Origin of the sequence: Bernardetia aquimarina, from assembly GCF_042180575.1 — a bacterium.
Taxonomy (GTDB): Bacteria; Bacteroidota; Bacteroidia; order Cytophagales; family Bernardetiaceae; genus Bernardetia.
In genome coordinates this window covers 3,308,366-3,321,554 of the sequence record NZ_CP170094.1, presented here as the reverse complement: position 1 = coordinate 3,321,554, position 13,189 = coordinate 3,308,366, and the positions used below count along the sequence as shown (strand labels likewise).

Below are 13,189 nucleotides of genomic sequence, written 5' to 3'. Positions count from 1 at the left end.
ATATAATGAATCAATCTAAAAATGTAGAAAGTTGATGTAATGAATTAATTTTGGGTTCTTTATAGTAAGGAAATACATTTTCTCTATCAATCAAAATAGCTTCTATACCTAATTTACGAGCAGGTTCTATATCTAATTTTATAGAATCTCCTACATATAGAATTTGATTTGGAGGACAATCTAAATTTTTGATAGCTCTTTTATAAAAATCTAAAGATGGTTTTTTTACGCCTTCTTTTTGTGAACCATAAATCTCGAAAAAATCATAATCAAAATAAGATTTTAATTTAGTTTCTAAAGATGTATCCCAATTTGAAATAATACCTATTGGAATAGAAATCTGATTGATAAAATCTGTATCGTCAAATGTTTTCCACTCCATATATGTGCAAGCTGAAAAAATCTTTTCTAGTAACATATTAGTAGGCAAAATACCAATAGCATAAAGCAGTTCTGCATTAAATTGCTTATAAAAATCTTTAGATGTTTTATCAGGAAAGATAATAGTCTCACTAAGCAGTTTATGAACCTGTTTTAGATGTTTTATGTCTATTTCATAACCTTGATCTACTAATACTTGATTTATTTTTGTAAATAATTCAGGTTTGTGTAGTAGTGTATTAGCAACATCAAAAAATATATAATTGTAAGGCATTTTTTAATAAATAAAATGGTCTGTTTTAGTATTTTTAGGTTTATCAAGTTCTGAGTTTGGATAAATAACATCCATTAAAATACGTATTGCACTTCCTTTTGTAATTTTTGGAGCAGAAGGTTCTTTATCAAAAACATATTCTTCCAGTATATATTCTATATCTTTAAAGCCAAATTGTGAACGAATAGAGTTTGTTCCTGATATTCTTCCATTTATTTCAAAAGGAATAATTTGCCCTTTTTCTGTTACTATGGCTTGAATGTTACAAGAACCTATAATAGTTAGATGAGTCATCATTTTTTGGATGATTTTTTCTAATTCTAAATCGTATTTTTCTATCACTTCACAAAAGGCTGTTGCTCCACTTTGTAACTCTCGCTCAAAGGTAATAAATCCATGTAGTTTTTGTTGGCGAGTAACATAAAAAGCACAAGTAATTTCTTTTCCTGTCCATAACTCTTGAACCATATAATCATCACTAAATTCTTTTATATTTTTAGGATTAATATGGATTCCTCTTGAACCTCTTCCTTCTTTTGGTTTTAAAATATAAGATAAAAAAGTATTTGGAGGATAAGTAGAAGGCAAATAAGAATGAGCAAATGGAATTTGATGTTGTGAGAAAAACTCCCATGTTTTGTATTTATCCAAAAAAACTTCATTTGTTTCGGTAGGAGAAACAGCCATTTTGGGCAACTTATCACTATTTTTACTCAGATAATAGACTTCATAATCTGTACTTGGAAAGATAACATCTATATTTTCTTTTTCACAAATAGAAATAATTGAAGGAATATAGTTTTTATCATAAGCATATTCTATCTCATAAACTTCATCACAAAGATGATTCCCTGCTGAAATAGGTGTTACATTTATGCCTATGATACGAAAAGTAAACTTTTCATTTTCTTTTGCATAAGTATGTATATTCCTTAATATACCTTGTCCAACATTTCCACCTATTCCAGTAACTAAAATATTAATTGTTCTTTTCATGAAAAATAAGATTCTTTATTTGTGTTTCTAAGTTGTATTTTGGCGTAAAGTTAAGTTTTTCTGATGTAGATTTATTTTGATAAACAAAAGAAGGTGTTTTATCTTCGCCTTCAAAGTTAATTTTCAGATTAGGAATCGCTTTTTTTATAGCTTTTACAACCTCTAAGTTACTAACTGAACTTCCCTGTACACCCAAAAAAGTATCATTTTGAGGATATTCAGACACACTCATACATAACCTTGCTGCATCTGCTACATGAAAGTAATCTTGTAAGCGACTTCCATCTCCAAATACAGTTATTTTATTTTTTATAATTGCAGATTGAATAACTTTTGGCAAAAAAGTCTGTTTATTCATTCCTATTCCATATAAAGACGAAAAACGTATAATTCCGTATTTAGCATGATTTTTTATAATTGTTTCTCCTGCCAATTTAGACAAACCATATAAGTTTGGATTTTTAAATGCTGAATCTATTGATAAAGGAAATTGTTGATTCTCTCCATATACAGATACGCTAGAAGCAAATATAATCTTAGAAGAAGGAAAGTTTTTGCTAACTTGGCTAATTAAATCAATATTAGAAGTTATCAGATTGGGATTTGCCTCATTCATTTTTCCATACGGAATAAAAGAAGCTAAAAGAAATATTTTATCATATTGATAAGTAATATTTTTTAGTTCTTGCACAGAAAACAAATTATTGTAATTACTATTAGTTGGCTTTTGTAGATTAAATATTCCATCTACTACATTTTCTGTATTATTATCCACTATGTATTTAGCCAAAAAACTATTTGCTCCTACTATCAGAATAGAATCCATGATACAATATGTTTTTAGAGAGATTCTATATTAGGTACTTCAATAAAAAATTTACCGTCTTTCCATTTTGCGTCACTAACATCTAGCCAAGGTTTTGCCATTTGTTTTTTCAAGAAATCTTTTTCCCATTTATTAGCAGGAACATCTACTTTCTTTACTTTTATTTTGAAAGTGGCATCTTCTAAACTTATATTTTTTTGCTTATTTATCCAAAAGTACGTATAATTTTCTATACCACGTTTGAGAGCTTGAGAATTCACATAAGAACTATTTACTCTAAAAGTCCAATTTACCCATTGCCTTCCTGTATTATAGTAAGAAGCCTGTCCATTTTTACTAATTATGGGAAGCCAAGTTTCATTTCCATTTTTATCTACATGAGTAATTGCTACAATATGATTGTATCCTTCAAAGTGAACATCCATAAATACAGGATGTGGCACTATTCCAAAAAGAAATCTATTTGCAAGAATAACAAAATCCATTTTTTTAGTTACTAAAAATGGAAATTCTAAATTATATTTTGTGTAATATTTTTTTAATAATAATGATTGATTGGTACATAAGAGTTGACTAAATATCACATATATCAAGAATGTTATTATCAAGTTTAATTTCAATCTATTTATTGTATTTACAGAAAAAAAAGCAACTGATTTAGCCTCTAATTGATAATTTTTATTTTCTGTTGAGTAGATAGTATATATTCTTTTATTAAAAAAAGGAATTAGTAAAAAACTTCTTAAAGGAAGCAAAAATAGAGAGGTATTCATAATTTCTTCCCAAGCTTTCCAACCTTTTAAAGATTCATTCCCTTCTAAAAGTACAGGTTCATTATTTAAGTTAGGAACAAAATTTATTTTCCCAAAAAAATCATAGCTCGTAACTATAGTTTTTAATACATTATCTATGTATAATTGAGGACTATAATAAACAACCAAAACTACTTTTTTGGTCTTTATTTTCTGTGCAATCTTATTCCAAAAAGAAGAGGGAATCAATAAAATATAAAGACTAGCTACCGTTAGAGCAAACCATGGGATAGGATAGGCAAATAAAATCCCTAGATGCAAGCCCAAACCAATGATGATAAGAGGAACTCTTGCCCATCTAAACCAAATAAAGAATAAAAATACGAACTCAAAACATAAAGTAATATACCCTAATGATAAACTTAAAAATTCATTGTTCAATAAAAAAGATAAATCTAAATAGGTAGCCTGAATAATGGAAGCTGGTTTCCAAAATCCAAGTCCACTCATCCACATTGGAGAAACTAATTTATAAAAAATAGAATCAAGATAGACAATTCCTACACCTACACCTACTAAAATATAGTTATTGAGAATACTAACTGTGGTAGTAGTAAGTCTACTGCCTTTACGAATTTGTTTTACTTTATTTACTACACTATCTATAGACCACACACGGGCAACAGGCATAAACATCAACATAAAATTGATTCCTGTATATCCATAATCCACATGGTACTCAAAGTAGTTTGTAATAGAAAATGTAAATAAGTTTAGTATATAAATAAGTACCGTAGCAATACGAGTCTTGAAACCAACTATCAAAAATAGTATTGCAATAATAGCAATCGTAAAAAGTGATAATAAAGCAAAATGGTCAAAGTGATCAAAACGATCAAAATGATTTCTGTTTGTTTCCCAAAAAAGAATACGAAAATAAAATCCTTGCAAAACTTCACCAAGAAGTATCAAACCATAGATTATTCTAAATAAGGCTAACCCAGTAGGGTCTACTTTTTTATCATAAAGTTTTTCAAAAAAATTATATATATATCTCATTTTTATAATAAATTATTTGTTAAAGAGATTCTATATTAGGTACTTCAATAAAAAATTTACCATCTTTCCAAGTAGCTTCTCCAACATCTTGCCAAGGTTTTGCCATTTGATTTTTAAGGAAGTCTTTTTCCCACTCAGTAGGAATATCTACTTTTTTGACTTTTATTTTGAACGTAGCATCAGCTAAATCAATATCCTTTTTCATTGCATAAAACTCTGTAAATCGTTTTATTCCATTAGAAAGAAGTGTAGAATCTACTTGTGGTCCTACTGTTCTGAAACCAATCTTCGCCCAATTCCTACCTGTATTATACCAAGATGCCTGTCCCCTAGGAGTACTTATAGGTAACCAGGTCTCAGTATTATCTTTTTCAAGATACGTAATTCCTACAATATGATTATATCCTGTATAATGAAAATCAAGAAATACACTATGAGGTACTATACCGAAAAAAATGCGTCCTATTGGACTTATTTTTTTAGCTGTATTACTCAAGGCTCTATTAACGAAGGAGTTTTGTAAATTATTTTCTAGCACAACTTTCTGAACAAGTGGGGAGCGATAGGTTGCTCCTAATTGCAGAATAAACATTCCCAAAAGACAAAAAATAATTAGGTAAATATGTAACTTTTTAAAAATTGAGTCTTTATAATTCTCTGATTCTGAATCTATTTCACTGTTTATAATTTTTGCTAACAGCCTCTGATAACGTATATTAATACCTTTGATAAAACCCAAAGGAATCATTAGAATATACAAACATATCATAGTAAGCGCAAACCACGGAATTGGAAAGGCTATTAGAATACCTAAATGCAATCCTAAACCTACAATAAATATTGGAAGTCTAGCTTTCTTATGCCAAAAAATAAATATAAATACTAGCTCTAATAGTAATGTCAAATGACTGGCAAAAATCATAAGATACTTTTGGTTCATTAACCAGTTTAAATCTAAAAAAGTCAATTGAGGTAAAGAAGCAGGTTTCCAAACTCCTAATCCATTAGACCATGTTGTAGAAACTGATTTATGGAAAACAGAATCAAAATACACTAATCCTACTCCCACAAATAAAATAGCAAGATAATTCAATATAGATACTTGATTGATATTAATAGGTTGTTTAGCTACTTTCTCTCTATATGATTTAATAAAACTATCTACCGACAACGTTTCAGATATCGACGTAAAAATTAATAAAAATCCAACACCCATGTAAATATAATCTACATGATATTCCCATGTAGAAGATGTTCCAAATATAAATACAGAGTACACATAATTAATAATTGTTACATAACGTGTAAACAAACCAACAATTAAAAAACACAATACAATAGTCCAAACAAGCAGAAAAGCATTGATGCTAAATTCATAGTGTATGTGTATTGATTGAGGATTAAATATTAAGTATCTAAAATAAAATAACTGCAAAACTTCTCCCAACAGAACAAAACCAAAGCATATACGAAACAAGGCTAGTCCAGTAGGATCTACTTTTTTATCATAAAGCTTTTCAAAAAAATCATATATTTTTTTCATCTGAATGTATTAACTTCAACAATTATTTATTTAATATAACTCTAATACTTCTTCCGAACTAGGAACTTCATTAGGCGAAAATTTTCCTACCACAGTTCCTTCGTCAAGCATCCAAAGTGCAGGGTTTGAGCGAGCTATCGTTTTGATAACAGTTGCGTCGATATAATAAAAAGGATAATTAAAATTCTGACTAGCTTTAAAAGCATCAATGGCTGTTTTTGTATCAGAGGTAAGAATTGCAACTTTTATGTTTGCATTCTTTGCTGTTACTTCACTAATCACTTTTTTAATTTTCTCAAAGTTACTAAAATCCCCCTTTTCTACATTCTGAACTAAAATGAAAATGCGCTTTTCTGTTAAAGACTCCTGTGTAAAATCTCCTTCATCATTCCAAAGACTATAATCTGTAATTTTAGGTTTGCTTTCAGCTTCGTTCAGAAGTTCATTACTTATATATTTATAAGCTGGGTCAGTTGGATATTCTTCCATTCTGAATTCTTGTCCGTCCTTTTCCATTATGTAAATATAACGAGGAGGCTCTTGAGATTTCATTTGTTCAGAAATATTTTTACCAACTGCATATGCTCTAAAATCAATAGGAGCTTCATATTGAATAGCATAATAAGTCAAAAACCCTGAAAGAAGTGTTGTAGAAAGCATAACTACAAAAGTAAAAAAATTAGATTTATTGGTTAATTTCTTTACTTGAACTAATAGAATTGTAATCAAAATAAAAAGAACAACATCTTTTGTAAAGGATTCCCAAGGCTTTAAAGGAATAAAATCGCCAAAACAACCACAATCTGTTACTTTATTGAAATAAGCTGAATAAAAAGTAAGAAACGTAAAAAAGGTAATCATCAAAAATAAAAGCCAAACCGTAATTTTTCGTTTAAAACCAATCAAAAGAGCTGTTCCTAAGACTATTTCTGAAACAACAAAAACCACAGCCAAAACAGTAGCATTCTGATTCAAAAAATGAAAAAAGCCATGAAAAGAGGGTACATCTGTTGCAAAAACTTCAAAGTATTCGCCTAATTTTATAGCTGTTCCAATGGGGTCAATGGCTTTTACTGCACCCGAAAAAATAAATAATGCACCAACTAAAAAACAAATGATTTGATTGAGAAATTTCATGGTAATTTTTATTGTTCTTGTAATTTTTTATCTATTTTTTGTTCATTACTTCCTTTATTTTGATTAGAGCTTTGGTTTTGTTCCATCATCAAAATAAGTGCAAAAACAGAGTAATTTATCATATCTTTATAGCCTGCATCAATGCCTTCAGAAACCAATGTTTTGCCTTGGTTATCTTCAATGCGCTTAATACGAAGCAGTTTCATCAAAATAATATCTGTAATACTTGTAATTCGCATGACACGCCAAGCCTCTCCGTAATCGTGGTTTTTACGGTTCAAGAGTTGCTGTGAAACTTCTGAATGTTTTTGATAATATTCAGTTACTTCTCTAAGTGGAAGCTCTAAACGCTCATCGTTTCGAAGCTGAATTTGAATGAGTGCCATCAATGAATAATTGATTATTCCAATAAACTCAGAAGCAATATCATCACCTACCATTTGCGAACCTTTATCTTGAATAGTTCGGATGCGCTGTGCTTTGATATAAATTTGGTCTGTAATACTTGGCAATCGCAAAATACGCCACGAAGTACCATAATCTTTGTTTTTTTGGTCGAATAGTTGCCTACACGTAACCATTATTTGGCGATATTGAGCTAGTGTTTTGTCGGTCAAGGCGTTTCTTTTTTTAATGAATAGTTTTGATTGTACTTACAAAAATACATAATCTAGTTTACTTATTCGAATTTGATAGATATTACTCTATTTTTTGTGAACGTTGCTTTTTCCTATAAATAAAAGTATTAGTCTTTTCTCTAACCAACTATGTAGAGGTACAATAGGAAGAGCAATAATTAAATTTGCAATAAGTTTTATTAAGATATTGCCAACAGCTAATGCTTCTATTTTTGGTTCTAATAAAAGAAGAATAAACTCAAAAAGAAGTAGTAAAACAAAAAACAAACCTGCTTTAAGTACTTTTTCAGAAGCATTGAATGTTTTGAGAAGGTATAAAAAGCCAATAATAACAAAAAGAATAATTGTTATTCCTGTATAAATAAGCATGTTTTGTCTTTCTATTTTTTCCTCTAAAAGCTGTTTTTGATTTTCTTCTTCTTCTTTTTCTTGTGCTATTTTTCGTTCTATTTCAAAATTGCCTTGTAGACGAGCAGCATCCTTTTGACTTTCCAAATCATTTATAGAGTCTGTATATAATTGACACTGACGTTCATGAAATAATGCTTTTTCAAACTTTTTTATTTTCTCGTTATATTCAGTAGATACTTCATGATAAAACAATGCTATATTTATATCATAATTATTTTCTAAAAAATCAGCGACTTGGTCTAGTGTTATTTTTGCTTCATTATATTTATTTTCTAATAAAAATAACTTAGTTTGCTCCAAACTAATGCTGTTTTTAAGTATCCCTTCTTCTGCTACTATTGCTGCTTGTAGTCCTTTCTGAAAATACCATCTAGCAGAATCATAATTCTCTAAGGCTATATAATTTATGCCTATATTTTCACATATCATTGCAATACTACTATAATCTTGTAACTTTTCATAAATATCTTTTGCTTGATAACTATAGTGCATAGAAATTTTATATTCTTCTTTATCACTATAAGCAGCACCTAAATTTTGTAGAACCCAAGAAGCTCGTAATAAATCTTCATCTTCTTTATAAAGCTTTAAAGATTTTTCATAATATGGAAAAGCGACATTGTACAGACCTTGTATATCATATATTGCTCCCACAACAAGATAGACCCAAGCACGAGTTTGTAATGTAGTAATCTTGGCAGAATCTAATAGCTTAACAGATTGAATTCCATAATCAAAGGCTTTATCAATTTGTCCTCTTTGCTGATAAAACCAACTCAAATGAGAAAGTGAAATAACCTCTCCCTCCGTATAATGTATTTTACGTGATTCTTGATAGGCTTTTTGAGCATATTCTCCGTACTTTTTTGTATCATTTAAAAAATAAGCCCAACCTATTTCATTGAGTAAATCAACTTTTTTCTCTTCTGTTTTAATCTTTTTCAGTTCTAAGACAAGACTATCTATAGTTTTTGTTTGACTATATGAATAATTAGAAAATGATAGAATAAATAGAAGTATAAGTAAAATATGTATTTTCATAAGTATTATTTTTTGTTGGCTACTTTTTTACTCTACAAGAAAGTAGTGTAATATCATCTGGGTAAGGCGTATTTCCTTTAAAAAGATGAAGTTTATCAAATAACCGTTCGTGAAGTTCTTGGTGTGAATGGTGAAAGTTTTCTTTTACACCTGCGAGTAAATTCTCTTCTCCAAATTCTTCTCCATCTTCAGCAGCCGTTTCTGTAAAACCATCTGTGTAACAAAAAATTAAGAAATCATCTAAATTATTTAGATTTGCAACTGTCAGAAAAGGAAGTGTATCAAATGTTCCTAAAATAGTTGTTCCTTCTTCCAAATGCTGAACGTGATGAGGATTAAGTATTAAAATAGGTGCATTGTGTCCAGCATTAATATAAACTGCCGTTTTTTGACTTTTATTATACAAGAAAAAGAACGCCGTAATAAAATGTCCACCACCCGAATTTTGAATAATCAAATGATTAAGTTCTTCTACAATTTTTTTTAAATCTGTTGTCTGACGTGCCATTGTACGTAGAGCTGCTTGAAAGTTTGACATAAGTATAGCAGCAGGAAATCCTTTTCCAGATACATCAGCTACACAAAGCAAAAATTGGTTATCATTAATTTGAATATAATCATAATAATCTCCTCCTACATTGTGATGAGGGTAATAACTTGCCACAACACTAAATTTGTCTTGATTAGGCAAATGCTTTGGTAAAAGTAAAGATTGTACTTCACTAGCTATTTCCAACTGACGATTAAATGCCTCTTGTATTTTTTGTTTTCTAGCTAATTTTTTATTCTCCACAGCAACAATGATAATATCACTCAGTGCTTGAATAAAAGGCAAATCCAAATCCTCTTCTAATAAATTATCATAAGCTCTGCCTAAGAAAAGGTATGCCAAAACTTGATTCTTGTGATGAATGGGAATCAAAAAACAAAACTCATTAAAAGGAGCTAAATGATTAAAATCTGTTGTAGAAGAAACTTTATTTATCTCTAATATTTCTTGTGGCAAAAGCACATTTCTATAATTTCCCAACGTGCCAAAACCTTCTTTATTAAACCATTTATTTCTGCTTGCATCCACTTCTGTATCTTCATCTAAGACATACAAAGTCATCTTCGAAATATGTGGATATGAGCGCAATGTAAACATAAAAGTACGGTACAAGTCCTGTTCTGGAATGTTTCCGTTAATAGATTTAATAATATCGATGAGTGAATCCAACTCAATTTTTTTGAGTTCTAATTCATCTAATGCTTCTGTTGCTTTTTCTGACATGTTATTATAAAGAAGAAAGAGTAGTGTTTAACTCTTTATATTTTGCTATTATTTTTTGATACTGGCTAAATTTGATAGGCAATTTACAAAAAAGGAACGTATTTTACAGCATTGTTTTTTTCATTTTGTTTTGCTTCCTATTCGATATTTTAATTTATGCTTTACCATTTTCAAAAAAAATTAGATTCTAACTCAAAAATTCGTTTTTTGATTGGTTTTTTGATTCTTCTTATTTTTCAAATTTGGAGTACTTATAAAGGAGTAGCACAGACACATGATTCAGTACAATATCTCAAAACGGCTGAAAATTTAGTTTTGAATTATACGTTTTATACAAATAGATTCTCAGCCTTATATTGCTTGGGCGTTGGGTTTTCCTTTTTTACTGATTTTTTTGGCTCTTCCGACTTTTTAGCGATTATATGAATTTGACTATCATTCTCAATCTAAAATTTTGAAAGTTTCTAAACCCATACCCACTCCTTTTGAGGGTCTTAATTTTATTATTAATTCCCTCTACTATTCCGTTAGAATATCTATCTTTGAAGAAATTAATAATATCATTTTTCCAAGAATTAAACGTATTTATAAATCTATTTAGAGCCTTATGATTTATTTTTTGAGCTTCTTCTATCCATTGGTCTAGTAGTTTTTTAGCTTCTTGTTTACTCAAATCAGTATTAAATATATTTTGTAATTCCACTTTCATAAAATACACCTGTCTAAGCGTTGAGCTAAACCTAAACGCTTTAAGTAAAACTCGTCTTTCTTTATAAGTAAGGTCTTTCCATGCCTTGTATAAAAGCCATTTTATTTGCTTGAAATGAACGTTTTTATCATCTTTTCGTCGTAATTCTTTACGAATGCTATCTAGCACTTTATTACAATGCTGAAAAAAATGAAAGCGATCTATTACTACATCAGCGTTAGGAAATACTTCTTTTGCTGTATTTGAAAATCCCTCCCACATATCACAAGAAAATACTTCTATACTAGTACAAAAAACTTCGCCTTTGGATAAAAAATAGGCTTTTAAATACTCTTTATTACGGTATTCTAAAATATCCCAAACTTGACCTGTATCTAAATCTACTAAAACAACAGCATATTCCTTTTTTCCTTTTTTGTAAGCAAATTCATCAATACCTAAACGTCGAGGAAAATAATCTAGGTGTTTTTTTATCTCACGTTTACTATAGGTTTTAAAAATACCATCTAAAACATCCCAAAGTATGTTTTCTCGGATAGCTACTTCTTTGAAACTGCTATCTTTCAAACATAAATAAAGATATTTTTCCAAACGATGAGTTTGATTTTTTTGCTTAGAAACAAAACTAAAAACTTCTTGAAAGTAACGAGTACAATCTTGACAATGAAATTGACGAGAAGTTAAGTGTAAATAAACCTCTTTGTCTAAAATATTTCGGTCACGAACAATACGTTCTGAAGTAGAAGTCACTTTATTGCACTTTTTCAAGCAATTAGGACAAATAGAATCGGCTAAATTACTTTCTCCATAAATAGTTAAGCGAAGTGGAGAAGATTCTATTTTCGTTACTGAAAAATCTGAAAAACCTAATAAAATTGCTATTGTGTTAGTATCCATAGAAAGGCTAAATTAAGAAATTATCGCTAAATTGTCGGAAGAACCATTTTTTTTAAGAATTCTATTTTTTTAAATTTACTCAGACTAAACGCACTATAAAATTAATAAAAAAGAGTTAATTTTCGTTCTCACTTTTAATTTTTTCTCTTTTATGGTCAGTTTAAGCTCTTATTTATCAGAAGTTCCTGATTTTCGTAGGCAAAATAAAAATTACTTGCACAATTTGCAGGATATTTTGCTTTTAAGTGTATGTGCTATTTTTCATGGTGCAGATGGTTATGAAGAAATAGCCGATTTTGGTATTGAGAAAAAGGAATTTTTACAAAATTTTCTACGTTTGCCTAACGGAATTCCTTCCCATGATACTATACGTAGAGTTTTTTTACACTTAGATAGTGCTTTTTTTAATAGTTGTTTTATGGATTGGATTTCAGCTTGCATTAAAGATTTAGGTTTACCTTATCAGCAAATTAGTGTGGATGGAAAAGCTCTTCGGGGTAGTAAAACGGGGATTTATTTAGTTAGTGCTGTTGCTAGTGAACTAGGTTTGAGTTTAGGACAGGTTCAAGTAGAAGAAAAAAGTAATGAAATTACGGCTATTCCAGCTCTTTTAGGAATGCTTTATTTGAAAGGATATGTTGTTTCTTTAGATGCTATGGGAACACAACAAGCGATTGCTCAACAGATTATAGAGAAAGAAGGAGATTATTTTTTAGCCCTAAAAGGAAACCAAAAACATCTTTTAGAGCAAACAGAGCTTACTTTTAAAGTAGAAAAGGCTGATGATATATTTGAGACACAAGATTGGTCAGCAAGTGCTAATCAAGTAGTAGAATATAAAGTAGAGGTAAGTTCAAACTGTAAATGGATAGAAAATCTAGCTAATTGGTTAGGTTTAGTAACTTTAATAAAATTAACTACAAATAGCTCATTACGAGGAGAACATATACGCTATTATATCTCAAGTATTAAAAATTTGAGTGCAAAACAAGCCTATAAATTAGCTAGAGGGCATTGGGCAATAGAAAATAAATTACATTGGCAACTAGACGTTATTTTAAAAGAAGACGAAAAAAGAAACCGAAAAGACAATTCAGTTCATAATTTAGCACTAGTCAGAAAAATAATACTAAATGCTGCTAAAATGTATGAAACTAAACTTAGCACTAAAAAAATGATGAATAAAATTAATTGGAATACAAGCTATGCTGAACAACTTTTTACCAAAATGTTCATTTAATAGTGCGTTTAG

12 protein-coding genes are annotated in these 13,189 nt (G+C 29.4%); 2 read left to right on the top strand and 10 right to left on the bottom strand.

Translation table 11 applies throughout. The features are described from left to right. Nucleotides 1–10 precede the first annotated feature (10 nt). The 9 genes from ACE193_RS14185 to ACE193_RS14145 all read right to left on the bottom strand — a co-directional run bounded on the left by ACE193_RS14185 (nucleotide 11) and on the right by ACE193_RS14145 (nucleotide 10,331). Entirely contained in the window at nucleotides 11–655 is a 645-nt protein-coding gene (locus ACE193_RS14185) for an HAD family hydrolase (RefSeq protein WP_375558877.1), read from the bottom strand. Between the two features lie 3 nt (nucleotides 656–658). Beyond that, the gene (locus tag ACE193_RS14180) at nucleotides 659–1,651 is read right to left on the bottom strand and encodes an ATP-grasp domain-containing protein (RefSeq protein ID WP_375558876.1); all 993 of its coding nucleotides are present in this window, start codon (nucleotides 1,649–1,651) and stop codon (nucleotides 659–661) included. Next, nucleotides 1,635–2,477 carry an NAD-dependent epimerase/dehydratase family protein gene (locus tag ACE193_RS14175; RefSeq protein WP_375558875.1) on the bottom strand — a complete coding sequence of 281 codons (843 nt, stop codon included), beginning with the start codon at nucleotides 2,475–2,477 and terminating at the stop codon, nucleotides 1,635–1,637. The genes ACE193_RS14180 and ACE193_RS14175 overlap by 17 nt, the downstream gene beginning before the upstream one ends. A 14-nt stretch (nucleotides 2,478–2,491) precedes the next feature. After that, a complete protein-coding gene (locus tag ACE193_RS14170; RefSeq protein ID WP_375558874.1) occupies nucleotides 2,492–4,288 on the bottom strand; it encodes an HTTM domain-containing protein in 1,797 nt (598 codons plus the stop codon). Between the two features lie 19 nt (nucleotides 4,289–4,307). After that, entirely contained in the window at nucleotides 4,308–5,831 is a 1,524-nt protein-coding gene (locus ACE193_RS14165) for an HTTM domain-containing protein (RefSeq protein WP_375558873.1), read from the bottom strand. Nucleotides 5,832–5,861: 30 nt separating this feature from the next. Beyond that, entirely contained in the window at nucleotides 5,862–6,968 is a 1,107-nt protein-coding gene (locus ACE193_RS14160; protein WP_375558872.1) for a BT_3928 family protein, read from the bottom strand. An 8-nt stretch (nucleotides 6,969–6,976) separates the two neighbouring features. After that, nucleotides 6,977–7,585: a DUF1599 domain-containing protein gene (locus tag ACE193_RS14155; RefSeq protein ID WP_375558871.1), complete on the bottom strand. Its 609-nt coding sequence runs from the start codon at nucleotides 7,583–7,585 to the stop codon at nucleotides 6,977–6,979. A gap of 87 nt (nucleotides 7,586–7,672) precedes the next feature. Next, nucleotides 7,673–9,058, bottom strand: a complete 1,386-nt coding sequence (locus ACE193_RS14150; RefSeq protein WP_375558870.1) for a tetratricopeptide repeat protein — start codon at nucleotides 9,056–9,058, stop codon at nucleotides 7,673–7,675. A 19-nt stretch (nucleotides 9,059–9,077) separates the two neighbouring features. Beyond that, complete coding sequence (locus ACE193_RS14145; protein WP_375558869.1) at nucleotides 9,078–10,331, bottom strand: SpoIIE family protein phosphatase; 1,254 nt, start codon at nucleotides 10,329–10,331, stop codon at nucleotides 9,078–9,080. A 156-nt stretch (nucleotides 10,332–10,487) separates the two neighbouring features. Between ACE193_RS14145 and ACE193_RS14140 the strand changes: the two genes are divergently transcribed. After that, nucleotides 10,488–10,757: a hypothetical protein gene (locus ACE193_RS14140; protein WP_375558868.1), complete on the top strand. Its 270-nt coding sequence runs from the start codon at nucleotides 10,488–10,490 to the stop codon at nucleotides 10,755–10,757. On the opposite strand, the gene ACE193_RS14135 is transcribed toward ACE193_RS14140, so the two are convergent. Next, the gene (locus tag ACE193_RS14135) at nucleotides 10,750–11,937 is read right to left on the bottom strand and encodes an ISL3 family transposase (protein ID WP_375558606.1); all 1,188 of its coding nucleotides are present in this window, start codon (nucleotides 11,935–11,937) and stop codon (nucleotides 10,750–10,752) included. The two genes, ACE193_RS14140 and ACE193_RS14135, sit on opposite strands and share 8 nt — an antisense overlap. Nucleotides 11,938–12,088: 151 nt before the next feature. On the opposite strand from ACE193_RS14135, the gene ACE193_RS14130 reads away from it, so the two are divergent. Beyond that, nucleotides 12,089–13,177, top strand: coding sequence for an ISAs1 family transposase (locus ACE193_RS14130; protein ID WP_375558711.1), 1,089 nt, complete (start codon nucleotides 12,089–12,091; stop codon nucleotides 13,175–13,177). Nucleotides 13,178–13,189 lie beyond the last annotated feature (12 nt).

What these genes read in the sequence shown, in the direction of transcription:
- ACE193_RS14130 (WP_375558711.1), top strand. Translation starts at nt 12,089, where the DNA reads ATGGTCAGTTTAAGCTCTTATTTATCAGAAGTTCCTGATTTTCGTAGG.
- ACE193_RS14185 (WP_375558877.1), bottom strand. Translation starts at nt 655, where the DNA reads ATGCCTTACAATTATATATTTTTTGATGTTGCTAATACACTACTACAC.
- ACE193_RS14140 (WP_375558868.1), top strand. Translation starts at nt 10,488, where the DNA reads ATGCTTTACCATTTTCAAAAAAAATTAGATTCTAACTCAAAAATTCGT.
- ACE193_RS14180 (WP_375558876.1), bottom strand. Translation starts at nt 1,651, where the DNA reads ATGAAAAGAACAATTAATATTTTAGTTACTGGAATAGGTGGAAATGTT.
- ACE193_RS14160 (WP_375558872.1), bottom strand. Translation starts at nt 6,968, where the DNA reads ATGAAATTTCTCAATCAAATCATTTGTTTTTTAGTTGGTGCATTATTT.
- ACE193_RS14165 (WP_375558873.1), bottom strand. Translation starts at nt 5,831, where the DNA reads ATGAAAAAAATATATGATTTTTTTGAAAAGCTTTATGATAAAAAAGTA.
- ACE193_RS14145 (WP_375558869.1), bottom strand. Translation starts at nt 10,331, where the DNA reads ATGTCAGAAAAAGCAACAGAAGCATTAGATGAATTAGAACTCAAAAAA.
- ACE193_RS14150 (WP_375558870.1), bottom strand. Translation starts at nt 9,058, where the DNA reads ATGAAAATACATATTTTACTTATACTTCTATTTATTCTATCATTTTCT.
- ACE193_RS14135 (WP_375558606.1), bottom strand. Translation starts at nt 11,937, where the DNA reads ATGGATACTAACACAATAGCAATTTTATTAGGTTTTTCAGATTTTTCA.
- ACE193_RS14170 (WP_375558874.1), bottom strand. Translation starts at nt 4,288, where the DNA reads ATGAGATATATATATAATTTTTTTGAAAAACTTTATGATAAAAAAGTA.
- ACE193_RS14175 (WP_375558875.1), bottom strand. Translation starts at nt 2,477, where the DNA reads ATGGATTCTATTCTGATAGTAGGAGCAAATAGTTTTTTGGCTAAATAC.